This is a genomic window from Rhodopirellula sp. J20-39 (genome assembly GCF_057365095.1).
Genome location: NZ_CP195123.1, coordinates 7,292,921 through 7,314,457, shown reverse-complemented (window position 1 = coordinate 7,314,457; position 21,537 = coordinate 7,292,921). Strand labels below are relative to the sequence as shown.

Here is a 21,537-nt window from a genome sequence, read left to right as displayed (position 1 = left end):
ACAAAACGCACACTGGCGGCACGCTTGCATGTCCGCTGGCCGTTAGCAATGAGGCGTCGTGGTTAGGCAAGTCCCGCCAATTCGGTAGCCCGTTTGACTCGCGAGATGCCAATCATGTAGGCCGCTGTTCTTAGCGAAACGTTGTGCTGCGATGCCATTTGCCAAACGTCTTCGAACGCCTCGTTCATCGTGTGATCCAGTTCTTGGCGAACCCGGTCGAGCGACCAACGATAGTGCTGGCGATTTTGCACCCATTCGAAATAACTGACCGTGACCCCACCTGCGTTGGCGAGGATGTCCGGAAGGATGGTTACGCCTTTTTGGTGAAGCATTTCGTCAGCACCGGGATGCACCGGGCCGTTAGCCGCTTCGATGATGACTTTGGCCGAAATCGCACTGGCGTTTTCCGTCGTGATCACGCCACCGAGTGCCGCCGGAATCAGCACGTCGACCTTGTCCAGCTTCAGCAGGGCATCTAGCGGAAGATGTTCGGCATGTTCGAAGCCTTCGAGCAAGCCTTTGGGGTGAGCAATTTTGTGCCTTAGTAACTCAGGAATGTTCAGACCATCTTGGTGGTAGTACGTCCCGGTGACATCGGAAACTGCAACGATCGGATACTGGGCTTCATGCAGGAACTTTGCCGCATGGGATCCCACGTTGCCGAAGCCCTGGATCGCGACCCGCGTTTTCTCCGACGCCATGCCGAGCCGCCGAATGAGCTTATTAGTGAGTGTGCCGACGCCGCGGCCGGTCGCTTCTTCGCGGCCTTTGGCACCGTATTCTTCGACGGGCTTGCCGGTGATCACGGCGGGGTGAAAGCCGTGGTACTTTTCCCATTGATTGCGGAACCAGCTCATGACTTGGTGATCGGTTCCCATGTCAGGGGCCGGGATGTCCGTGTCAGGACCGACGATATCATGGATTTGATCGACGAAAGCTCGGGTTAGACGCTCGATTTCGGCGCAAGAAAGGTCGTCCGGGTTCACACCGATACCACCTTTGGCACCACCGTAGGGCAAGTTCACGACAGCCGTCTTCCAGGTCATCAAACTGGCCAAGGCACGGGTTTCGTCCAGGTCGACTTCGTGGTGATAACGAAGCCCGCCCTTCATCGGACCGCGGCTATGGTCATGTTGAACGCGAAAGCCGACAAAGTTTGCCAGCTTTCCGCTGTCCAGCCGAATGGTGACCTGAACCTGAACTTCGCGATCAGGCATCATCAACGCCTCACGGAGTTCTTCGCTAATGTCGAGCTGGTCAGCGGCTTGATTGAAGAACAGCCGAGTTGCTTCGAACGCTTTCATAATGAACCTTCCCAATGAGACTAAAAGTCGATGAGTGTGAGACTAGAAGTCTATGAAGCCGTAAATACTTTTTCCGGCGAAGTGGTGTTGTCGGTAACTGGATTTGGATCGGCATCCACACGAATCCAGTGATACAAGAATCCGCCTAGTAATGCACCAGCGATCGGTGCGGTGAGGTAAAGCCACAAGTTTTCGAAGTAGCCCGCCGCAACGGCTGGACCGATGCTTCGAGCGGGATTCATCGAGGCTTTGGTGAGTGGGCCAGCAACGAAGGCTTCCATCGCGATCGTTGCCCCGACAGCGAGTCCAGCGGTGATCGACTTTTCTCTTGCTCCCGTCGAAACGCCCATGACGATCCACATCAAAATGGCTGTCATCATGGCTTCGACACACCAAGCCGACATCGGTGGCAAGATCGTCATCGTCGCACCAAGCTGTGCTTCGCCCAGTCCAAGGACCGCACGCAATGACAACGCGGCCAAGGTCGCGCCAATCGTTTGAAAGACGGCATAGCTGATCGCATCACGAAACGGGAAACGACCTAGTGCGGCAAAGGCAATCGATACGGCGGGGTTCAAGTGAGCGCCGCTGAGATCGCCGATGGAATAGATCATGGTCATCACGACCAGACCCCATACCGTTGCAATTCCCACATGGGTCAACGCCCCTGTTTGAGCATCAACGACCATCGCGCCGCAGCCCAGAAGCACCAAGCAGTAAGTCCCAATGAGTTCGCAAACACAGCGACGCAGCAGAGGTTGGTCCATTGCGGATACCTAAGAAAGGTGGTGATTCAGCAGAAAACACTGCAGGCCGACGAGCGTTTTGGAATCGCGGATTGAGTGGCTTCGTACGAGCTTTTCAATTTCTTGCCGATTAACCAATCGTGGTCGTATCCGCTCGGTGGTTTCCAGTTGTTGCTCGCCCGCGGTGAGATCTTGAGCCACGACGAGGTGCATCAGTTCGTTGCCCAGTCCCGGCGCGGAGTAGAATTCGCAAGCGACGTTCAGCTTCGTGGCGGAATATCCGGTTTCTTCCACCAATTCGCGAGCAGCGGTTTTCAATACCGGCTCGCCAACGTCTCGAGTTCCGGCGGGAAGCTCTAGCAGGGTTTCGCCGACGCCGGTGCGTTCGTTTTCAATCATGACGATTGTGTCAGGATCCAGCAGTGGCAAGAGTACCACTGCACCGGGGTGCCGAATGTAGGCGCGGTAGTGGGTTTGGCCATCGCGGGAGGGCAATTCCATTTCGACCACGTCGAAACGGCTCGTTTGGAGCAGCGTCCTGGTGTTCGTCAACTTGAATATTCCCATGGAAATGCCGGTTTCTGGGGCAGACCGTTCCCGTTTTGGCTGCCAGGCCACTTCGCTTCTGCGATGGCGAATTACCGATTCTGTAGTCGTTATGGAGCTAAATGGTAACCCCAGAGCAATTTTGGGGCACTGTTAGGGGGCTGTGTCGGTGTATGGCGAAGGCTCGGGCCGGCAAAATGTTACGTATTCAAAACGATAAACCACTAGGCTGCGTATTGAGCTTTACCTACACTGGTCGTCTAATCGCGAATCATTCTCAAATAGCGATCGGCCGTTGGCCGTGCTCATTGGCGAGGTCAGACGGAAGCCGCGACATGCGGAAATCCTTCGTCATCGATTAGGAATGCGTTGCGGAATTGACCTTCACGGGTCGCGGGCTTCTGAAATCAGAGGCTGCTGGAATAGCTGTTGATACCACGGTCCTCTGGAAAAACCTGACGACATGATTGAAACCATGCCCACCCAACGTGAACTCGGTGAATCAGCTAACTCGCAAATTGGGGAGCAAGCTACTCCACAAAGCGGGGAGTCAGCTTCTTCGGTTGGCAATGCTAATGAAACTTCGCTAAATCGATTCAGCGGAACTTGTGGGCAAATCACCCGTCTGGATGTTCCGTTGGCGTGTGCGATCCGGCTGAAATCTTTAGGCCTTTTTGAGGGTCAGCGGGTGCAGTTGGCTCGCGGTGGTAATCCAATGATCGTGAAGGCCGCTGGTGGCAAAATTGCTGTCGCTGGCGAGATTGCTCGTGGTATTTTCTTGAGTGTGGCACCTTCATGAGTCAACCGATTGAGTCGACTGATGCTGTCGTATCGGACGATCTTGATAATCGGGAATTAGATGGCGGCGATGGATCGGAGTTAGATGTTTCCACTGGGAAAGTGGTGGCGATGTTGGGAAATCCCAATGTCGGCAAAACATCCATCTTCAATCGACTAACGAATCTGTTAGCTAAGACGTCCAACTTCCCGGGAACAACGATCGATCGCCGGATTGGAAAAGTCGAGCTGCGTGCTGGCAAAGCGATCACGCTGGTCGATCTGCCAGGAATGTACTCGCTGGAAGCCAGTTCGCCGGAGGAAGAGGTCGCCCGTGACTTCATCGCTGGTCATACCGAAAAGGCTCCCGATGCGGTGTTGATCGTCGTCGACGGGACGCACTTGCAGCGAACGTTAGTGGTTGCGCGCCAAGCGTTGCAGCACGGTCGCCCGACGTTGGTCGCCGTGAACATGATCGAGTCGGCGCGAAAACGCGGTATCGATATCGATCTGACGCTATTGTCTAGAAAAATTGGTTGTCCCGTTGTCGGCGTCTCCGCTCGGACCGGCGAAGGGTTCGATCGACTCAAGTCACAATTGGAAATCGTTCTCGCGGGTCCCGCTTTGCCGGTATTGTTGCCAGGCTGCGAACCGGAAAGTGAGCCGACCGTTGCTGAAAATGCATTGGCGGTCGATTCGGATGATGAAGCTTGTGGGGCGTGCCGCGTTTGTCCCTATGCCGATGGTCATCAATGGGCGACCGCGTTAGCACGCGAAAGCACTCGAGGTGCCTTGGTAGCGTCCGATGAGGCGACCGACCGGGCTGACCGTATTCTGACGCATGCGTGGTTTGGCTTGGTGGTCTTCGCGGGCGTGATGCTCGCGGCTTTCTCGCTGGTCTTCTATTTCGCCCAGTATCCAATGGAATGGATGGATGGCGCTTTTGCGAGCTTGTCGAGCTGGGTAGGAAACATCTTGCCTGAAGGCGACTTTCAAAGTCTGGTGACCGACGGGATCATTGGTGGCGTCGGCGGCGTGATGATTTTCTTGCCGCAGATTTTGATCCTGTTCTTCATGCTCGCGATCCTGGAAGATTCAGGCTATTTAGCGCGAGCGGTTGTGGTGGTGGATCGATGGATGCGACGAGTCGGTTTGCCGGGCCAGGCGTTTGTGCCGCTCTTGGCCGCTCACGCGTGTGCGATTCCCGCAATCATGTCAACGAAAGTGATCGAGAATCGGCGCGATCGATTGGCCGCGATCATGGTAATTCCCTTGATGACGTGTTCGGCTCGTTTGCCGGTCTACTCGATGGTGGCCGCGATGTTGTTCCCGAGCCAGCCATTCTTGGCCGCCGGATTGTTTGCAGCCGCTTATGCGTTGGGAATGTTTGCCGCCTTTGCGGTCGCATTCGTATTGAAACTAACCCTCTTGCCGGGTGAACCTTCGCCTTTGATTCTGGACCTGCCGCCTTACCGAGCACCGTCGATCGGTAATGCGCTGCGTTACGCTTACGAGCGAGGATGGATGTTCTTGCGGGACGCGGGCACCGTGATCTTATTGATTTCGATCGTGATTTGGGTGCTGTCGACCTATCCCAAATTGTCTGACGAACGGTTCGAAGCGACGTTGGTGTCCAACGATGTGGTCGTGGAAACAATGAGCGAAGCTGAGCTGGAAAACATGCGTGCTTCCGCTGATCAGAAACACGCAATCATCGGCCGAATGGGCGAAGTGGTCGCACCAATCTTCAAGCCGCTCGGCTTTGATTGGAAGATCAGCGTTGGGGTGATGACCAGTTTTGCGGCACGTGAAGTCGTTGTTTCAACCTTGTCGGTGTTGTACGGACTTGGTCCGGAACCGGAAGATGAGTCTTCGCTTCAGCAGCGATTGGCGTCGGCGACCAATGATGATGGGACGAAGGTCTTCAGCACCGCAACCTGTGTGAGTTTGCTGGTATTCTTTGTGCTGGCGATGCAGTGCTTGCCCACCCAAGCGGTCACTAAGAAGGAAACTGGTTCTTGGGGATGGGCGATATTTCAGTTCGTGTACATGACATTGCTGGCTTATGGCGCCGCCTTTGTGGCATACCAAGCGGTTTCGTCGTTCACTTGATGGTTATTTTTTTACCGCCAAGTAGAGATCGGAAATCAGTTCGGGCTCGGGTGTCTTGCCTGGAAGGTTACGGTTAAGTTCGAAGCTTGGCGTCGAGCTGAGTTTGTTTTTCCGCCCTCGAGCAATCTGATAGATCGCCGACCAACTGTCGTCCAGGAATTCATAGCTTCCTACGTGCCGGATGTGGATCGATTGTTCTCCGCCAACTTGGTGCTTTACCAATCCGGCGGGGCAGGGCGTTTGTTCGGCGGTGACGTATCCGGTCAAGAATTCAAATCGCTGCTTTTTGAGATCGACTTTTTCATAGACGGTGACGACTTGATCCGCCAACGGGATGCCCGCTGCGGCAAGTTTGGATTCAGTGGACTCAAGCACCTTGCCAATCTCGCTGGCAACATCTGCCCATTTGCATTGCCCTCTTTGGCCCAAAAATGTGACCTTTTCGGGCACCACTAATCCTGGCGAGATGATCGCTTGGGCCGGGATGGATCCTGTCTCGATGAGTGCTTTAAGACGTTTAAGTCCGCGATGGTAATCCATGCTGATGAAGGTTGTCATTTGCTTCTTCATCCAGAACAGGAACAGCGGCCAAGATCCGTTCATGATCCAGTTGACCTGCGTCTGCTCGCCGACGGATTTGAATTCGAAAATGACTTCCGATTGTGAGCGGAATGGCTTGATGAATTTAAGTTCTTCAACCAGTCGGTTTGGGGATTCTACTTTGATATGAGTCATGGATCCCTGGCCGCAGATGTCGCCGTTCCACTGATAGCAACCACCCTCTCCGCTGGCCATACCGTCAATCTTGATTTCGCATTCAGGGTTGGCGACCAGCCAAGGCGACCATTCGCTCCATGTGCCGTAGTCTGCAACGGTATTGAAGACCTGTTCGATGGGAGCGTTGATCAGGATGGATTCGTTGACGTAAAGACTTGGCACGGATTCATTCCCCAGCGTGGTTAATTGGCTTGTTAGGTGGGCGGTTAGCTTGGTGGCTAGCTTGCTTGTCCATTTGGTAGTATACGCCCCAAACATCGAGAGTTGATGCCCCTACGTTGATCTCGAACTCGCCCGCTTTGCCCCACCCAGCCCACCTTGAGATCGTCATGGATTTAGCCCTGTCCCCAGTTAGTGACCCTTCGGTCATTCTTCGTTACCGCGATCGCCAGTACGCGGCTGATTTGATAGCGGCGGCAATCCTTGAGTTCGATCTCTTCTCTTATCTAGACCAGAATCCCGGTATCACGCTGGCTGATTTGTGCTCGCACTTCGGATGGTTGGAACGACCAGCCGATGTATTGATGACGCTGTGCCGAGCCAGTGGTTTTGTGCAAACGAATTCACAAGATTGTTCGACTTTGACGGTGGTGGGAAAGGAGTTCCTGACCGGGGATAGCCCTTGGTTTTTGGGCCCGTACTATAAGCCGATTGCGGATTCGCCAAAGTTGCTGGACTACGTGCAGATTCTGAAGACTGGCAAGCCTGCGAATTGGCAAGCGAAGTCCGACGGTGCCGACTGGCATGAATCGATGAAAGACGAATCGTTCGCCAATGATTTCACCAGTTTGATGAATTGTCGCGGAATTGCGTTTGGGCAAAAGCTAGCTGAATCGCTTCAAGGTGATATGAAGGGTTGCAAGCGGATGCTGGATGTTGGTGGTGGTTCGGGGATCTACAGCATGACGATGGTATCTCGGTGCCCTGGCTTGTTGGCAGTGGTGCTTGAGCAATCGCCGGTTGATGAAATCGCCCAACGGGAGATTGAGGAAAACGGATTGGCCGACCGGGTAGCGGTACAAACCGGTGATATGTTTGTGGATCCTTGGCCCAATGATGTGGACGTGGTTCTCTTGTCCAATTTGCTGCACGATTGGGGGCGGGAAGAAGCCAACGGCATCGTTCGGCGCACGGCAGAGGTTTTACCAGCAGGTGGCTTAATCATTATCCATGGCGCGATTATCAACGCTGACAAAACGGGGCCACTACCGGTCGCGGAGTATTCGTCGTTATTGATGAATATCACGCAAGGAAAGTGTTACAGCCTTACTGAATATGCGGAGATGCTTGCCGCTGCTGGTATGAAAGTGATTCGAGATGCGAGCACGATCGGAGATCGGGGATTTGTTTTGGCACGCAAAGAATAGGGAAGGAAAGTGTCGTGAAGCGAATCTTGGTCACAGGGGCTAGCGGGTTTATCGGTCGCCATTTGGTGCGTTACCTGAAGCAGCAAGGCTATGATGTTCGGTGCCTCGTTCGGGAAAGCTCCGAAACGTCGGAGCTTGAAAAGTTAGGCGTTGAGCTTTCGGTGGGATTGCTCGCACATGTCGAGTCACTGGAACAAGCCGTAACGGGGATGGATGCCGCGATCCATTTAGCCGGGCTGACCAAGTCGCTTAAGGTAAAGTCTTTATGGGATGCGAATGAAACCGGGGCTCGGAATCTTGCGATTGCATGTGCGAACCAAACTGTGCCCGTCGAACTGATCGCGGTTTCATCACTTGCCGCGGCAGGGCCTGTGCTTCCCGACGGAACCGGTTCGCAAGTCGGTTCACCTATTCGTGCCGACATCGATACGGTTTCGAGTCGATCTGGGGGCGATCATGTTGTGAGTTTGAGTGGGTGGCACGGCGATAGAATCGCGGGGTATCGAAAACGGAATGAGTTCGACGACCCATCACCGATTTCAGATTACGGACGCAGCAAGCTTGATGGTGAACGCGCGGTCCTCGCGATTGCCGATCGCGTCCCGATTAGTATCGTGCGACCACCGATTGTTTTGGGACCGGGCGATCGGGATGGACTGGATCTGTTTAAGACGATCGCCAAGCTAGGCGTTCATTTGGTCCCTGGGCTGGCACCCTCGTTGTTTTCCGTCATCCACGTAGAAGATCTGTGTCATGGCATTGAAGCTGTCTTGCTGAAAGGTAAGCGTGCGTCGGTGGATCAGCCAAGTGTGGGAACTTACTTTGTCAGTCACCCCAATGCCCTGCTGTATAGTAGGCTGGGCGAAATGGTTGGCGATGCTTTAGGACGCCGGGTACGTTGTGTTCCTGTTCCTAGCGGGGCGGTTCGAGTCACAGCGATCGCGAACCAGGTGATGAGCTACTTACGGGGCCGGCCGCATATCTTTGGTATCGATAAGTCGCGAGAAGCATCGTCGCGAGGCTTCGCATGCGAAGTGACCAAGCTCAAAGAGGAGTGCGGCTTCGAGGTTTCGGTTGATCTTGCGATCCGGCTTAAGGAAACCGCTGATTGGTATCGAGAGAAACAATGGCTGTAGTGTCTAAGTCGCAATCCAGTCGTGTGTTTTGGAACACCTGTCTGATCTGGGGAATCTTCACAATTGTGGCAACCGCTGCGATTCCGCTGTACATGTTTTTCTCCTCGCGTCAGTTTCCGGTTTACGGACGTGGCGTGGAGACGCTGATGATGTTGCCGATGTTGGTGTCATTGGTGACTTATTGGCAATTGGCCATATGGTGGCAGTGTCGATATCCCAAACGGCCAGATGTTTGGTTATTGGTTCTGTTCGCACTTGTTACGGTGTGCTTTGCAACAATCATTTCGGTGGCTGCGGGTTGGTTTAGCGATTCAAACTATGTTGAGTTTACGGATATCTGGTCGACCACGATTTGGAGTTCTTTGTGGGTCGCACTTAACATCCTTTCGCTGCGAGTCGTGGCACCCGTTTTCAGTTTTTGGCACGTCTCGCCAGGGGCTGATTCAACAACGCTTCGGTTGGATCGTTGGTCAATTAAGGCAATGATCGTTGTGACTGCTTTGGCGGCAGGTATATTTGCGATGGTTCGCTACCAAGCGGCGCGAGTGGAAGGCGATTCCGTGGTCATGATGCCGTCGCTGGAATACACCCTTGCGATATCCGTGTTGCAGTATGCGAGGATGCTGTTTGTCTTGTTCGGTGCCGCTTTGGCCGAAGTCTTACCGCGAGGTCGAAATCGATTGTTGGTTGTTGCCGCTTGTCTGTTTGCGGCAACAGCATGTGCCGTGGGTTATGATCAAGTCTTCAAGCACTGGCTCGAACGTAGGCCTGGCGGAGGCAACATGTCGTCGATGTCTACCGATTGGGGATCTCACGCGTATCAATCAGGCATTCTGTTTCTTGGTCATGCTTGGTTTCTAAAACGCTGGCGGAAGGCTGGTTTCCGGTTGCAATTGAGAGGGCTGGTACCTGAGTGGCTAGGCTCGGAATGGCTAGGTCCGGAATGCTTAAGTTTGGACCCCGTCACGATGCCAACCGAGAAAGAAGCCGGTGAGATCGATAATTCGGTAAGCTGACTTAACCAAGAGGGTTTCGCAAGGAACGGAGCTAGCCGAAGCGGCGATCATTGCATTGATCGCGAAAGGTGACAGCTAGTGAGATTCTGCCAGAGAAAATTGCTCGCTCAATAGTGGGGCGGTTTTTCGTCCTCGACCGTGCCCGGTTCGTCCATCTTGTTCTTCACTTCCTTGACCTGTTCGATGATGCGTTTGATCAACCGATCCCGTTCTTGCGCGTCAAGCGTCAGTTGTGTTACGACTTCGTTGAGTTGTTCGCAAGTTCGCTCGCTGTGCGCAAGCTGAATTTCAAGCTGAGTGACGCGGTCGTCGATTGATCGGTTGGGTGATGGTGGGGACATAGACGGCTCGAACAATAGAGGTTTTAAGTGCTATTGGAGCATAGGGCAGCATTGTCTGTAAGACAGGCGTGTCCGCAGTCGTTTCCCCACAAGACCATCCGAAAACGAATCGATGCCCGATATCGAATGGGCCATTGTTAGCCGTAACGACCGAATCGATCGCTGACGGACATCGGCGATGTTACGGGGCGGGCGATTGCGTGCTATCGAATCGCGGGAAGCGTCGTGCTTACCGGAACCCTGAGCCAGTCTGTGATTAGCACCCTCTGGACGACGGGTTCATCCAGGTGGGTCAGGACGACGTTCATCAGTTGTTCACGGATTTCGTTTTGCGATGGATCTGCCAACCAAGTTGCATCGACTTGGCGTAGCATCTGTTCGGTCGCCTCAATGATCTCCATCCGCGACTGGGTCAGCAATTGTTCGCCGCGGAAGTGATGGTTGGGATCCACAACGGCATGCAGTTGCAGTTGGTAGGTGAAGCCAGCTTCGTTGATGTTTTGGAATCGAAGATCACCAATTTCAACGGCGTTGCTTTGCAAATTGCTCAAGCGATTGACGCGACTACGGACGTACCCAATCACAGCGGCATGGATTGCAACCATGACGAGGATGATCGTGGGAGCCCAAAAGCGACGAAGCAAAGACACTGTATTCTCAATGTAATACGGAAATTCGGAGTCGGTTTCCAATCCATCGGTAAGCCAACCTTGAACAAGATTGACTCGGCAAAATAGCCATGAACGGATGTCGCTAGCAGACGTTGAACCTGTTGATGAGGTTTCGAGTGCTACGACCGCTATTGAGTCAGGTCGTACCTGGGTTTCCAGCGATTTCGTTCAAGCAATTTCTTCTCTGGGTAATGAATAGGTTGCGTTTTTCAGCCAGACAAACGGATTCAGGCATTTTTGCTTCGGTAATCTGTTTGGAATCCAGACTTTTGGCCGTCAAACCGCAGGACGCCGATTAGGAGTATGGCTGGCAAGTGTGGTTCGGTATCCGATCGGAACTGGCTAGGCTGATTAAACGCCGATGAATGGGATGTCGGCGAACATGGGAGCAAAATCTCGCTTGGTCGCTTCTCGTAACCTATGGTTTTCCGTGATTCGTCTCGATCGTAATGATTCGCTCGGCAAGCCGATTGGCCAGCTAAGAGTTTTGCGACGAGTCGATATTTTATAGGTGAAGGGCGGGCTGACGTCGAAAGCGGCGGATGGGATAGAAGGCGTGATCTTCCATTTATTCTGAACGTTGAACCTGGTCCAGTATTTCATTTGGTTAACTGATGACTCAGCTTGGCAAACTCGTGGTGGCGTGCTTCGTCTTTTTAATGACGGTGACGCTGTTGCATGCCCATTTCAATCTTGAGCTCTTCAAGCGTCCCGATACGGTTTCGATGGACGGTGAGACGGCGACGCGGAAGTCGCTTCGTGTAGGGCACTTGCCGGTGACCTGTCACTTAACTTGTCCGGTGACCAGTTGGGTTAGCAAGCATTCCGATCAGCATTCGGAATTCGAGTCGTGGCGATATACCAGTTGGCCAGCGATGACCGAAGACATTGACGCGGGCAATCTCGACGCCGCGTTCATTTTGGCTCCGCTCGCGATGGTCATGCAGCGTCAGGGAACGCCGGTCAAGATCGTACATTTGGGGCACCGCGATGGAACTGCCATCGTTGTTCGAGACGATTCGCCGATTCAGTCGTTCGAAGATTTGCGGGGTAAACGAATAGCGATTCCGCACCGATATTCCAACCAGCGAATATTGGTTGAGAAGCTGAAGGATGAGTTTCGGTTCACCAACGCGGATATCACGATGATTGACTACCCGCCGCCAGAAATGCCAGCGGGATTGAAGTCGGGGCAATTCGAAGCGTACATCGTGGGCGAGCCGTTTGCGGCGAAGGCCGAGATTGATGGGTTCGGTCGAGTCCTGTATTTCACCAAAGACATTTGGCCCGACTTCATTTCGTGCGTGTTGGTGGTGACGGAGCGATTGATCGAGCGGGACCCCGATTTAGTTGCTGAATTGGTGCAAGGGATTTCCGCTTCGGGCAAATGGATCGACGAAGGCGACAATCGTTTGATGGCGGGGCTTCGCGAAACGGGCAGTGAGCAGCCAGGCGAGGTGACGATCCCGGATGGATTTGGCAATTCACCCCGAATGCAGGCGGCGATGATTGCGGCTCGGCAAGAATACTACAACCAAGATCCAGAGTTGTTGAAGTTTGTGCTGACCAGACCGATCGATCGTGTTCGGTACACGCATTTGAACCTCGCCAAGGACGACTTTAAAGAGATTCAGCAGTACGCCGAACAGTTGGGTTTTTTCAGCTTTCGCCCGGTGACCGCTGAAGATCCGTTTGGGTTTGACGACTACTGCGATCCTTCGTTTGAGGAATCCGGAATGTGGACATTGCCGGTGGGCCAGGAGGCTCAAGAGTGATGTCGATACGTAAGATTCTGCTCGGCCTGACCGGCATCGGATTGTTTGTGCTCGCTTGGCACATTGCAACTTTGGGTAACAGCAGGACGGACGTGCCGGGGCCTTGGTTGGCGCTGACCGGTTTGTTTGAATTGGCTAGCCAAGGTGTACTTTGGCGATACGTGATCGCATCGGTTTTCCGGGTCACGTGGGGATTCTTGTTGGCGGTCCTGGTCGGCATCCCACTGGGGCTTGCGATTGGTTGGTCAAATTGGATTCGTGAACTATTGAACCCGTTGGTGCAAGCACTGCGTCCGATCTCGCCGATCGCTTGGTTGCCCATCGCGGTTTTGGTATTTGGCGGGATGCGTTGGTGGGAACCAAGTGATCTGTCAGCGATCTTTTTGATTTTCTTAGCGTCGGTGTTCCCCATCGTGACGGCTTCGACGTCGGCGGTCGAAGGCATCGATAGTAAGTACTTGCGAGCGGCGCAGAACTTTGGTGTTAGCGGTTTAGCTTTGTTGCGACTGGTGATCTTGCCGGCGGCACTACCCCAGATATTGACTGGATTACGACTGGCGATGGGGATCGCTTGGGTCGTGTTGGTGGCTGCGGAGATGTTGGGAGTGCAGTCGGGACTTGGTTTCCAAATTAACGATTCTCGCAATAACCTTCGTTATGATTTTGTGGTCGCGGCGATGCTTGTGATCTCGGTCATCGGGATGTTGTTGGACGCGGTCATGTTGCGATTGGAAAACATGACTTTGACTCGCAGTGGAGGGACATCGCGATGAGTGCTGAAACAGCCAAGATACAGTTGCAGGATTTAACGCTGGACTACTCACATGATGGCGGCGAGTCGATGCCGGTGTTGAGTTCGTTCAATCTAACGGTCCAGCAGGGCGAGTTTATATGCATCGTTGGCCCGTCGGGGTGTGGGAAGTCCACGTTGCTGAACATGGCATGTGGATTCTTGAAGCCGACGTCGGGTACGGTTTTGATTGACGGGGAAGCGGTCGTTCGTCCTGACCCGCGTCGCGTTTTTATCTTTCAAAACAATGCCGTTTTCCCTTGGTTGACCGTTCAGGAAAATATCGGGTTCGGGTTACTTGATCGGCCGAGTACCGAGCGGGAACGCACGGTTGCCCGCTATGTCGAGATGGTGGGACTGGCTGGATTCGAGCGGGCTTACCCGCGAGAGCTATCGGGCGGGATGGTGCAACGTGTCGAGATCGCTCGGGCGTTAGCAGCGGACCCTGATGTGTTGTTCATGGACGAGCCACTCGGTGCGTTGGACTTCTTGACTCGGATGAAGATGCGGGCTGACCTGGTCAACATCTGGCGACAAGAAAAGAAGACGGTGCTGTTTGTGACTCACGATGTCGAAGAGGCCGTGCAACTTGCTGACCGCGTGGTTGTGTTGAGTCCACGACCCGCCGCAATCCGCAAGATTCTGGACGTCAACCTGCCGCGTCCCCGTAACCTTGACGCTCCTGAATACTTGCGATTGAGAGACGAGATCTTTGAGACGATGGGTCTCGATTTTTCTGGCGCGTCTTGATGGTTAGATGAGAAAACGCACTGCCTGGATGCTCCTGCCTTGTGGACTTTGATGCTTGGCAGGCGGGAGCCTGGGTACCAGGCGGCCGGGTATGGGAAGTGGCGCGTATTGCCGCTCCCCCGGAAATCTCGCTGAACGCTCGCTTTCCGACCCCTCCTGCTGCGCGGGCGAGGTTCGCAGGATGCTGCCAGCATGCTATTTCGAAAACCGGCCGCTCTCTTTGCGGACGCGGTTTGTACAGCTTTACAGTCTCAGCGTTTAGAAGAGTCGCGAGACTTTGCGGTTACTGCAGCGGCCTTGCTCACTCTTCGATGACGGCTTCGGTTTTGCCCGCTTTGAGCCTAAGGAAGGCGTCGAAGAAGCCTTGCAGTTCGCTGCCGTTGAGGACGCTTTCGAAGTTGCCGACGTAGTGGCCGGTGCGTGAATCCTTGACCCGTTGATCAGGGTGCAAGAAGTAGTTACGGATTTGGCTTCCGAACCCGGTGCGAGCTTGGGTAGCGTACTTGGACGCGTCTTCGGCTTCTCGTCGTTCTTCTTCGATTCTAGCCATTTTGGCTCGCAGCATTTTCCAGGCGGTGTCCCGGTTCTGGTGCTGGCTGCGCTCGTTTTGGCACTGCACGACCGTGTTGGTGGGGATGTGGGTCAAGCGAACCGCACTGTCGGTTTTGTTGACGTGTTGTCCACCCGCACCACCGGCGCGGTAGGTGTCTTCACGAACGTCTTTCTTTTCGATGTTGATTTCGATGGAGTCATCGATTTCCGGCGACACACTGACGGCGGCGAAGCTGGTTTGCCGCTTGCCTTCACTGTTGAACGGACTGATCCGAACCAAGCGATGCATTCCTTCCTCACCCTTCAGGTACCCGTAAGCCATCGGGCCTCGAACGGCGATCGAGGCGTGGTTGATTCCGGCCTCTTCATTTTCTTGACGGTCGAGAAGCTCAATTTTGTAGTCCTGGCCAACTGCCCAGGCGGAGTACATTCGCAGCATCATGTCGGCCCAGTCGTTCGCGTCGGTACCGCCATCGCGCGCATTGATCGTGACGATTGCCCCGGCACCGTCGTTGGGACCGTTGAGCAAGGCTTTCAGTTCGAGGTCGTCCAGGACCGTCTCGAGACGAGTGATCTCGCTGCGGACTTCGTCTTCGATCGAGGCGTCTTCTTCGGCCATCTCAAAGAGGGCTTCGAGGTCCTCGACGGTCTGGACAAGGTCGTCCATGGGGCCAACGATGCCCTTAAGGCCCTTAAGCTGCATGACAACGGTTTGGGCTTTTTCGCTGTTGTCCCAAAAGTCAGGAGCCGCCATTTTGTCTTCGATAGACTTGATTGCGGTTAGTTTGCCAGCGTGGTCAAAGAGAGTCCTGCAGTTGTTTCAGGCGAGCTTGGATCGATTTGCTGCGATTGACCAGTTCTGCGTCCATGACGAATGGGCCTCTTTGGGTATGATGGGGTGGGTGACTGGATTCAGTCGAACTGGATCGATCACCATTTCTATTTTTCTAACCGAGTTATTTATACATGTCCCGTGTCGTTCTCGCGATGAGTGGAGGCGTTGATTCCAGCGTCGCAGCCCACCTGTTAACCCAGGCGGGGCACGACGTCATTGGTGTCTTCATGCGTCACGGTGAGGCCTCCGCTTCGGCCTGCCGAATTGATTCCGATGGCGAAAATAACGCCAATCCGTTGAACCTTCCGGTGTTGGGCAACGTCGCTGGATCGGCGTCGTCGGGCAAGCGAGCGGACCACAAACAGGGATGTTGCAGTGCGACCGATGCGGCGGACGCGCGGCGTGTTGCGATGTCGATGAACATCCCGTTCTATTCGTTGGACCTTCAAGAGGACTTTCGGCGGATCGTGGACTATTTCGTCGATGATTATCTCGCCGCTCGGACCCCCAACCCGTGTGTGAAATGCAATAACTGGATCAAGTTCGGTCGTTTGTTTGACTACGCGGACGGTGTGGATGCGGATTTCGTGGCCACGGGTCACTACGCTCGGATGGTGGTCCAGGGTGGCCAGCGGGAGCTACATCGGGGGTTGGACGGACATAAGGATCAGTCGTATGCGTTGTTTGGAATCGGACGAGAGCGTTTGTCGCGGATGATGTTGCCGGTGGGCGATTTCGAAAAAACAAAGATCCGAGAGATTGCGGCATCGATTGGACTTGGGGTTTCCGAAAAGAAGGACAGCCAAGAGATCTGCTTCGTCACTCAGGGGCACCACAGCGATTTTGTGAAGTCACGTCGACCCGACATGGTGGGAGCCACTGCGGGGGAGATTGTGTTGTCGACGGGGCAGGTTGTTGGCGAGCATGACGGATTTGAGGCGTTCACGGTCGGTCAGCGGAAAGGCTTAGGCGTTGCGCTCGGCAAGCCGCATTTTGTGATCCGGATTGAACCAAAGACCAAACGAGTCGTGCTGGGGAGCGCTGAAGAACTACTAGCCCCGGGGTTGTTGGCCGACCAGGCGAACTGGTTGATCGATCCCGCTGAGATGCCTGAACGTGTGCGGGTCCAATTTCGCTACAACGGTCAGCCTCACGCCGGACGGGTTGTGTTCGGCGAGTCCGACCCTGCCAGCTTTGAGGTTCGTTTCGATCAGCCCCAATCGGCGATATCGCCCGGCCAGGCTGCGGTTGTCTATGACGGCGAGCGGGTGCTGGGCGGCGGCTGGATTGTGGCGGCGACAACGGTCCAAGACGCCCTTGCCGAAACCGCATCGGATTGAACGGAAATCTTGGGTCCGTTATGGTCGGCATCGAAACAACGCACAGCGAATCCATGTAGCGTTTTCCCCATTTTCGAACCACTTGCTGAACAAGAAACATGAAAGTTGCCACCTTCGAAACCAATCGCGGCACCATCAAAATTGAACTCTTCGAGGAAAAGACGCCCAAAACCGTTGGCAACTTCGAAACGCTTTGCGAAAAGAAGTACTACGACGGTTTGAAGTTTCATCGCGTGATCCCCGACTTCATGATTCAAGGCGGGTGCCCCTTGGGGACTGGCACGGGCGGCCCAGGCTATCAATTCGAAGACGAGTTTGACCCTGAATTGCGGCACGATGGACCAGGCGTGCTGTCAATGGCTAACGCGGGCCCGAACACCAACGGCTCGCAATTCTTCATCACCCACACTGCAACGCCGCACCTGGACGACCGTCACAGCGTCTTCGGCAAGGTGATTGAAGGCCAAGATGTGGTCGACGCCATCGAAAAGGGCGACGAAATGACCACCGTTCGCGTTACGGAAGAGTAAACCGAAAACGCTTTTGAAAGCCGCCAGCGTCCCTTGTCCGATTTACCTGGACCGGGACGCTCTTTCGGGGACGAGAATCGCGAGCAGCGAATACGGCGTGGTTACAATCGGAATGCTTGCAAACACGCTAGTCATCACCCCACAGCTTCGAATTAGCGATCGCAAGCGGTCTCACAAGGAGCAGGGCAGGGCTCGATCAGCTCGCCGCATCCACTTTGGCATTTCGCCGCTGGAAGTTTGAGCTTGCAGCCGCCCGAACAGGCAACTTGACCGGGCTCAAGCAGGTTGTCGCATTTGTTGCATCGCCATGTGCCGTCCAGATGGGCACTTCGGTTCCGGCATCGTTCGCGAGTTTCTTCCGCATAGCCTTCCCAGACCGCTGAGTACGAATTGCGGCTACGGAATAGCTGCAAGAACGTGCTGGGGGGCGGAAGCGACGGGCTGCGGTGAGGCCGGCATTCGCTTTGGCCTACCTTGCGGCAGTCAGCTTGTCGCTCCAGAAGTTCACCGCAACCGGATTGGCAGCCGCATGAGCCGCTATTGCACTTCGATTGACCGCAGCTTGGTTGGCCGCATCCGCAGCTACCCGAAGATTGGCCGACGTATGGGTTAACGCTAGGCGATGGCGCCGCGTACAAGTTTTCAGGTGCAGTGGCGTGATGGTGACCGATGGAGGTTCCTGATCCACCATGATGCCCCGTCAGGGATGTTGCTTCACCGACTTGATGCGAATCCGCTTCGGTGGAGTCGATATCAGCTATCTGGATGTCCGTTGGCGAGGCCAAGGTCGAGTAGCCAGCCGAGCCGAATTCTCCAGTTTCCCCGGCAGAGGTCAGCGAAAGGTCGGAAGCCGAGGTCGATTCAGATTCGGAACTTGCCGCGTCAACCCAGTCGCCCAGTAGCGAGTCGAGGTCCGCATGCGCCGTTGGCACGCAGGCAACAGTAGCAAAAACGGCGAAAAACAGTGGCAGCGAACGTTTCATAAGTCACCCTGGGTGGAGTATCAGTCCAGTCGGTGTCGAAGGGACCCTCGGTGGTATCGGCTAACAACCAGACCGTGTTGTTGCCAAATTCCATGCCGGGTCATTTCCGGACTAACCGTTTCAATCGTTTCGTCGATTGACGATCACCCCAACTTTGGGGAAGCTACCGATTAGGGCAAATAGCGAACCTGATCTTTTTTCACCCTGAATCCACTGCATGACTACCTTGGACAAGCAACGACGCAAAAAACTACAGGCCTTGGTCGACAAGGATTACTACTACCGATCCTACTTTGATGACGACATCGAAGTCCGGTCTTCCGGCAAATGCGGGCACGGAGTTTATGCCGTTCGGCAATTCTTGCCGGGTGAATTGGTCATGGAAGTGACCGGTCAGTTGATCCCCAAGAAAGCCTACGTGGGCAGCGAGTACGTGATGGATCTGGACGAGGACTGGTATCTTGAGCCCAGTACCCCCGGTGCGTTCATGAATCACTCGTGCAGCCCGAACTGCGAACTGGTCCAATTGACTGAGTTTTCACTAGGTGTCGTGGCGATTTGCAACATCGAGCCAGAAACTCAGTTGACGTTTGACTATGCCTGGGAAGCATTCGACTGGAATCCGAAATGCCAATGCGGCGCCCGGAACTGTCGCGGCTGGGTCGTTGCCGAGGACGAAGTCAAGAAGATGAAGCAGATCGCAAAAGCCGAAAAAAAGAAGCCCCGGTGAACGCCTTTCGCTGGAATGCGAAACGCCGGTAGTTAGGCTGGTGAGTCTGTATTCTCACCTGTATCTCGAATTGTCCACTCGTGTCGCTGATCTATCTCGACTTCAATCGAACCACGCCTGTCGCCCCTTCGGTGATCGAGTCCATGCAGGCGTTTTGGTCGACTCACTTCATGTTGCCCTCGCAGTCGCATGTCCACGCGTCTGCGGTCAGTGAAGCTGTTGAAAATGCGCGCGAAGGTGTTTCGATGCTATTGGGGTGTGACCCGTTCGAGGTGGTCTTCACCAGTGGCGGCACCGAGGCGAACAACCTAGGCGTGCTGGGCGCCGCGATGATGTGCCACGCCGGTCGTCAGCCCGCCGACTTGGTCCCCTACTATCCTTGCAACAACGATGGACCCGCGCCGCACGCGTTAGTTTCCGAAATTGAAAACGAGTCGGTGCTCGCCGCGGCCCGACAACTTCGACACCTGGGCTGGGTGGTCGAGACCGTTCCGGCCAACGAGTATGGAATCGTGTCGCCCGAAGCGTATGCATCTCGCTTCCGTGAAACGACTCGATTGGCGTGTTTGCAATTAGCCAACCCGGTTTTGGGAACGATCCAGCCAATCCGCAAACTCGCCGATCTGTGTCACAACAAAGGGATCCGTTTGCACTGCGATGCGACCGCCGCGGTAGGACGCATTCCGATCGATGTGAACACGCTGCGAGTGGATACGCTTTCTTTATCCGCGCACAAAATTTATGGTCCCAAAGGATCGGGCGCCCTGTTCGTTCGCCGTGGTCTGGATCTGCATCCGATCTCTTATGGTGAATCGCGAGAGATGGGACTGCGAGCGGGCAGCGAGAATGTGCCAGGCATCGTTGGGTTAGGTGCAGCGGCATCACTCACCGCTCGCTGCGTCGATGAAGCCCAAGCGACCCTGTCGGAATTATGCGAGCGTTTGATTGACGGTTTGCGATCCACACTCGATGGCCGCGTGACCGTGCTGTCGGAACATCATGATCGGCTGCCCAATACGATTTGTATCGAGATGGGCTGCGAAGCGCGTCGGTTACAAAAGGCTGCCCGGCAGATCGTGGTCGCGTCGGCGCAATCAATCAGTCCGCCTGATGAAATGACTCGGACATTGCGGGCGATCGGTCGAACCGAAAAACAAATCGGTCGCACGCTGCGGTTCTCGGTTGGCTGGACCACAAGCCGCGAACAGATCGACAAGGTTGTTGCCTTGCTTGCCGAGGCTAGCGAAGGAATTCTTTCTTAGGTCTTTTGGCCAAGTCATTATGCTCGTTTGTCATCGAACGAGCGGATCTTTGGTGTGCTATGGCAACTTTGATTTGCCGGTCGTTTTCAATAGATCGTCGGAACAATCAATTGATCCGCGATCGGCTTACGGCTGTAATCGTCCGAGCATTTGCGTTCGGGAAGTTCGATCGTAGGACGTGGGACCTCCTGATAGGGAATCTGTTCCAACAAGTGGTGAATGCAATTCAGCCGCGCCGATTTCTTGTCGTCGCCCTTAATGATCCACCACGGCGCGTCGGCATGGTGAGTCCTTTGCAGCATGATTTCTTTGGCCTTGGTGTATTGCTCCCATCGCTTCCGTGACTGCAGGTCCATCGGACTTAGCTTCCACTGTTTCAGTGGGTCATGGATACGAGCTTCGAAGCGAGCCTTTTGTTCTTGATCGGTGATCGAGAACCAATACTTCAGCAAGCGGATTCCAGAGCCTGCCAGCATCTTTTCGAATGTTGGAACGGTATCTAGAAAGTCTTCGTATTGATCGTCGGTGCAGAAACCCATCACGCGTTCAACGCCGGCGCGGTTGTACCAACTGCGGTCAAACAGCACGATCTCACCACCGGCGGGAAGGTGGCTGACATACCGTTGGAAATACCACTGGGTTTGTTCGCGATCGCTTGGCGCCGGCAACGCCGCTACACGACAGATCCGCGGGTTGAGCCGCTGGGTGATACGTTTGATCGCACCGCCTTTGCCTGCCGCATCGCGTCCTTCGAAAAGCACGACGATTTTTTCTTTCTTCTCGACCACCCAATCTTGAAGCTTGACCAGTTCGCGTTGCAGCTTCAGCAGTTCGCGGAAGTATTTGACGCGTTCATGCTTTAAGAGTGCGGTCGATTCCGAAGTCGGAAGTTCATCGTGAAGATTCGCATTCAAACGCTGGTCGTCTAGCTCGATCTCCAGTTCTTCGTCCAGCGATTCCAGCCACGCATCATGAAGCTGGTCGGTTTCTTGATCAACACTCATCGGTCGGATTTTCCTATCAGCGGGTGGTGGCTCCAATCGCGTCCTGAGCTCAGCGAATGGTTAGCCACGCGAGACGATTGATAGCTGTCGACAAAGAAGCTACTCCGTCCCGTTCCTGACGCAATGAGTTGAATCGCCCAGGAGTCATTCTGTTCACCCATCGCAATGAAATTGGTAGTCCAATGACCGCGAT

The 21,537-nt window shown here is 54.6% G+C and carries 21 protein-coding genes; 12 read left to right on the top strand and 9 right to left on the bottom strand.

Annotation, left to right across the window (positions count from 1 at the left end; translation table 11 throughout):
• Positions 1–62: 62 nt before the first annotated feature.
• The 3 genes from ACR3ZL_RS26515 to ACR3ZL_RS26505 are packed head-to-tail and all read right to left on the bottom strand — an operon-like array spanning position 63 to position 2,551.
• Entirely contained in the window at positions 63–1,304 is a 1,242-nt protein-coding gene (locus tag ACR3ZL_RS26515; protein WP_473650086.1) for a Glu/Leu/Phe/Val family dehydrogenase, read from the bottom strand.
• 50 nt (positions 1,305–1,354) lie between these two features.
• Entirely contained in the window at positions 1,355–2,071 is a 717-nt protein-coding gene (locus tag ACR3ZL_RS26510; RefSeq protein WP_473650087.1) for an MIP/aquaporin family protein, read from the bottom strand.
• Between the two features lie 9 nt (positions 2,072–2,080).
• Positions 2,081–2,551, bottom strand: coding sequence for an NUDIX hydrolase (locus ACR3ZL_RS26505; RefSeq protein ID WP_473653449.1), 471 nt, complete (start codon positions 2,549–2,551; stop codon positions 2,081–2,083).
• A gap of 508 nt (positions 2,552–3,059) precedes the next feature.
• On the opposite strand from ACR3ZL_RS26505, the gene ACR3ZL_RS26500 reads away from it, so the two are divergent.
• Positions 3,060–3,395 carry a FeoA family protein gene (locus ACR3ZL_RS26500; RefSeq protein WP_486173097.1) on the top strand — a complete coding sequence of 112 codons (336 nt, stop codon included), beginning with the start codon at positions 3,060–3,062 and terminating at the stop codon, positions 3,393–3,395.
• A complete protein-coding gene (feoB, locus tag ACR3ZL_RS26495) occupies positions 3,392–5,485 on the top strand; it encodes a ferrous iron transport protein B (RefSeq protein ID WP_473650089.1) in 2,094 nt (697 codons plus the stop codon). The genes ACR3ZL_RS26500 and feoB overlap by 4 nt, the downstream gene beginning before the upstream one ends.
• 3 nt (positions 5,486–5,488) lie before the next feature.
• Here feoB and ACR3ZL_RS26490 read toward each other — a convergent pair whose 3' ends face one another.
• Complete coding sequence (locus tag ACR3ZL_RS26490) at positions 5,489–6,424, bottom strand: SRPBCC family protein (protein WP_473650090.1); 936 nt, start codon at positions 6,422–6,424, stop codon at positions 5,489–5,491.
• Between the two features lie 167 nt (positions 6,425–6,591).
• Between ACR3ZL_RS26490 and ACR3ZL_RS26485 the strand changes: the two genes are divergently transcribed.
• The 3 genes from ACR3ZL_RS26485 to ACR3ZL_RS26475 are packed head-to-tail and all read left to right on the top strand — an operon-like array spanning position 6,592 to position 9,781.
• Positions 6,592–7,629 (top strand): methyltransferase, encoded by a 1,038-nt coding sequence (locus ACR3ZL_RS26485; protein ID WP_486173096.1) that lies wholly within the window; start codon positions 6,592–6,594, stop codon positions 7,627–7,629.
• A gap of 14 nt (positions 7,630–7,643) precedes the next feature.
• Positions 7,644–8,765 carry an NAD-dependent epimerase/dehydratase family protein gene (locus ACR3ZL_RS26480; RefSeq protein ID WP_473650093.1) on the top strand — a complete coding sequence of 374 codons (1,122 nt, stop codon included), beginning with the start codon at positions 7,644–7,646 and terminating at the stop codon, positions 8,763–8,765.
• The gene (locus ACR3ZL_RS26475) at positions 8,756–9,781 is read left to right on the top strand and encodes a hypothetical protein (protein ID WP_473650094.1); all 1,026 of its coding nucleotides are present in this window, start codon (positions 8,756–8,758) and stop codon (positions 9,779–9,781) included. The genes ACR3ZL_RS26480 and ACR3ZL_RS26475 overlap by 10 nt, the downstream gene beginning before the upstream one ends.
• Before the next feature lie 107 nt (positions 9,782–9,888).
• On the opposite strand, the gene ACR3ZL_RS26470 is transcribed toward ACR3ZL_RS26475, so the two are convergent.
• Both ACR3ZL_RS26470 and ACR3ZL_RS26465 read right to left on the bottom strand, forming a co-directional pair.
• Positions 9,889–10,122, bottom strand: coding sequence for a SlyX family protein (locus ACR3ZL_RS26470; protein WP_473650095.1), 234 nt, complete (start codon positions 10,120–10,122; stop codon positions 9,889–9,891).
• A gap of 203 nt (positions 10,123–10,325) precedes the next feature.
• Positions 10,326–10,772: a hypothetical protein gene (locus ACR3ZL_RS26465; RefSeq protein ID WP_473650096.1), complete on the bottom strand. Its 447-nt coding sequence runs from the start codon at positions 10,770–10,772 to the stop codon at positions 10,326–10,328.
• Positions 10,773–11,407: 635 nt separating this feature from the next.
• Between ACR3ZL_RS26465 and ACR3ZL_RS26460 the strand changes: the two genes are divergently transcribed.
• The 3 genes from ACR3ZL_RS26460 to ACR3ZL_RS26450 are packed head-to-tail and all read left to right on the top strand — an operon-like array spanning position 11,408 to position 14,108.
• A complete protein-coding gene (locus tag ACR3ZL_RS26460; protein WP_473650097.1) occupies positions 11,408–12,568 on the top strand; it encodes an ABC transporter substrate-binding protein in 1,161 nt (386 codons plus the stop codon).
• Positions 12,568–13,341, top strand: a complete 774-nt coding sequence (locus ACR3ZL_RS26455) for an ABC transporter permease (protein ID WP_473650098.1) — start codon at positions 12,568–12,570, stop codon at positions 13,339–13,341. The genes ACR3ZL_RS26460 and ACR3ZL_RS26455 overlap by 1 nt, the downstream gene beginning before the upstream one ends.
• Entirely contained in the window at positions 13,338–14,108 is a 771-nt protein-coding gene (locus ACR3ZL_RS26450; protein WP_473650099.1) for an ABC transporter ATP-binding protein, read from the top strand. Before ACR3ZL_RS26455 ends, ACR3ZL_RS26450 begins: the two co-directional genes overlap by 4 nt.
• A 301-nt stretch (positions 14,109–14,409) precedes the next feature.
• Here the strand turns inward: ACR3ZL_RS26450 and prfB are convergent.
• A protein-coding gene (prfB, locus tag ACR3ZL_RS26445; RefSeq protein ID WP_486173095.1) for a peptide chain release factor 2 occupies positions 14,410–15,529 on the bottom strand; the annotation gives its coding sequence in 2 pieces (ribosomal slippage) (positions 14,410–15,459 and positions 15,461–15,529; 1,119 coding nt in all).
• Between the two features lie 97 nt (positions 15,530–15,626).
• On the opposite strand from prfB, the gene mnmA reads away from it, so the two are divergent.
• Both mnmA and ACR3ZL_RS26435 read left to right on the top strand, forming a co-directional pair.
• Positions 15,627–16,835, top strand: coding sequence for a tRNA 2-thiouridine(34) synthase MnmA (mnmA, locus tag ACR3ZL_RS26440; protein WP_473650101.1), 1,209 nt, complete (start codon positions 15,627–15,629; stop codon positions 16,833–16,835).
• A gap of 98 nt (positions 16,836–16,933) precedes the next feature.
• Complete coding sequence (locus tag ACR3ZL_RS26435) at positions 16,934–17,365, top strand: peptidylprolyl isomerase (protein WP_473650102.1); 432 nt, start codon at positions 16,934–16,936, stop codon at positions 17,363–17,365.
• 152 nt (positions 17,366–17,517) lie between these two features.
• On the opposite strand, the gene ACR3ZL_RS26430 is transcribed toward ACR3ZL_RS26435, so the two are convergent.
• Positions 17,518–18,348 (bottom strand): hypothetical protein, encoded by an 831-nt coding sequence (locus ACR3ZL_RS26430; protein ID WP_473650103.1) that lies wholly within the window; start codon positions 18,346–18,348, stop codon positions 17,518–17,520.
• A gap of 217 nt (positions 18,349–18,565) precedes the next feature.
• Here ACR3ZL_RS26430 and ACR3ZL_RS26425 point away from each other — a divergent pair, with 217 nt between their 5' ends.
• Positions 18,566–19,078 (top strand): SET domain-containing protein, encoded by a 513-nt coding sequence (locus tag ACR3ZL_RS26425; RefSeq protein WP_473650104.1) that lies wholly within the window; start codon positions 18,566–18,568, stop codon positions 19,076–19,078.
• 80 nt (positions 19,079–19,158) lie between these two features.
• Positions 19,159–20,340 carry a cysteine desulfurase family protein gene (locus ACR3ZL_RS26420; RefSeq protein ID WP_473650105.1) on the top strand — a complete coding sequence of 394 codons (1,182 nt, stop codon included), beginning with the start codon at positions 19,159–19,161 and terminating at the stop codon, positions 20,338–20,340.
• A gap of 86 nt (positions 20,341–20,426) precedes the next feature.
• Here the strand turns inward: ACR3ZL_RS26420 and ppk2 are convergent, their stop codons facing one another.
• Positions 20,427–21,344 carry a polyphosphate kinase 2 gene (gene ppk2, locus ACR3ZL_RS26415; protein WP_473650106.1) on the bottom strand — a complete coding sequence of 306 codons (918 nt, stop codon included), beginning with the start codon at positions 21,342–21,344 and terminating at the stop codon, positions 20,427–20,429.
• Positions 21,345–21,537 lie beyond the last annotated feature (193 nt).

Coding starts and splice junctions, on each gene's coding strand:
- ACR3ZL_RS26515 (WP_473650086.1), bottom strand. CDS start 1,304: ATGAAAGCGTTCGAAGCAACTCGGCTGTTCTTCAATCAAGCCGCTGAC.
- ACR3ZL_RS26510 (WP_473650087.1), bottom strand. CDS start 2,071: ATGGACCAACCTCTGCTGCGTCGCTGTGTTTGCGAACTCATTGGGACT.
- ACR3ZL_RS26505 (WP_473653449.1), bottom strand. CDS start 2,551: ATGGAATTGCCCTCCCGCGATGGCCAAACCCACTACCGCGCCTACATT.
- ACR3ZL_RS26500 (WP_486173097.1), top strand. CDS start 3,060: ATGATTGAAACCATGCCCACCCAACGTGAACTCGGTGAATCAGCTAAC.
- feoB (WP_473650089.1), top strand. CDS start 3,392: ATGAGTCAACCGATTGAGTCGACTGATGCTGTCGTATCGGACGATCTT.
- ACR3ZL_RS26485 (WP_486173096.1), top strand. CDS start 6,592: ATGGATTTAGCCCTGTCCCCAGTTAGTGACCCTTCGGTCATTCTTCGT.
- ACR3ZL_RS26475 (WP_473650094.1), top strand. CDS start 8,756: ATGGCTGTAGTGTCTAAGTCGCAATCCAGTCGTGTGTTTTGGAACACC.
- ACR3ZL_RS26470 (WP_473650095.1), bottom strand. CDS start 10,122: ATGTCCCCACCATCACCCAACCGATCAATCGACGACCGCGTCACTCAG.
- ACR3ZL_RS26460 (WP_473650097.1), top strand. CDS start 11,408: ATGACTCAGCTTGGCAAACTCGTGGTGGCGTGCTTCGTCTTTTTAATG.
- ACR3ZL_RS26455 (WP_473650098.1), top strand. CDS start 12,568: ATGTCGATACGTAAGATTCTGCTCGGCCTGACCGGCATCGGATTGTTT.
- ACR3ZL_RS26450 (WP_473650099.1), top strand. CDS start 13,338: ATGAGTGCTGAAACAGCCAAGATACAGTTGCAGGATTTAACGCTGGAC.
- mnmA (WP_473650101.1), top strand. CDS start 15,627: ATGTCCCGTGTCGTTCTCGCGATGAGTGGAGGCGTTGATTCCAGCGTC.
- ACR3ZL_RS26435 (WP_473650102.1), top strand. CDS start 16,934: ATGAAAGTTGCCACCTTCGAAACCAATCGCGGCACCATCAAAATTGAA.
- ACR3ZL_RS26430 (WP_473650103.1), bottom strand. CDS start 18,348: ATGAAACGTTCGCTGCCACTGTTTTTCGCCGTTTTTGCTACTGTTGCC.
- ACR3ZL_RS26425 (WP_473650104.1), top strand. CDS start 18,566: ATGACTACCTTGGACAAGCAACGACGCAAAAAACTACAGGCCTTGGTC.
- ppk2 (WP_473650106.1), bottom strand. CDS start 21,344: ATGAGTGTTGATCAAGAAACCGACCAGCTTCATGATGCGTGGCTGGAA.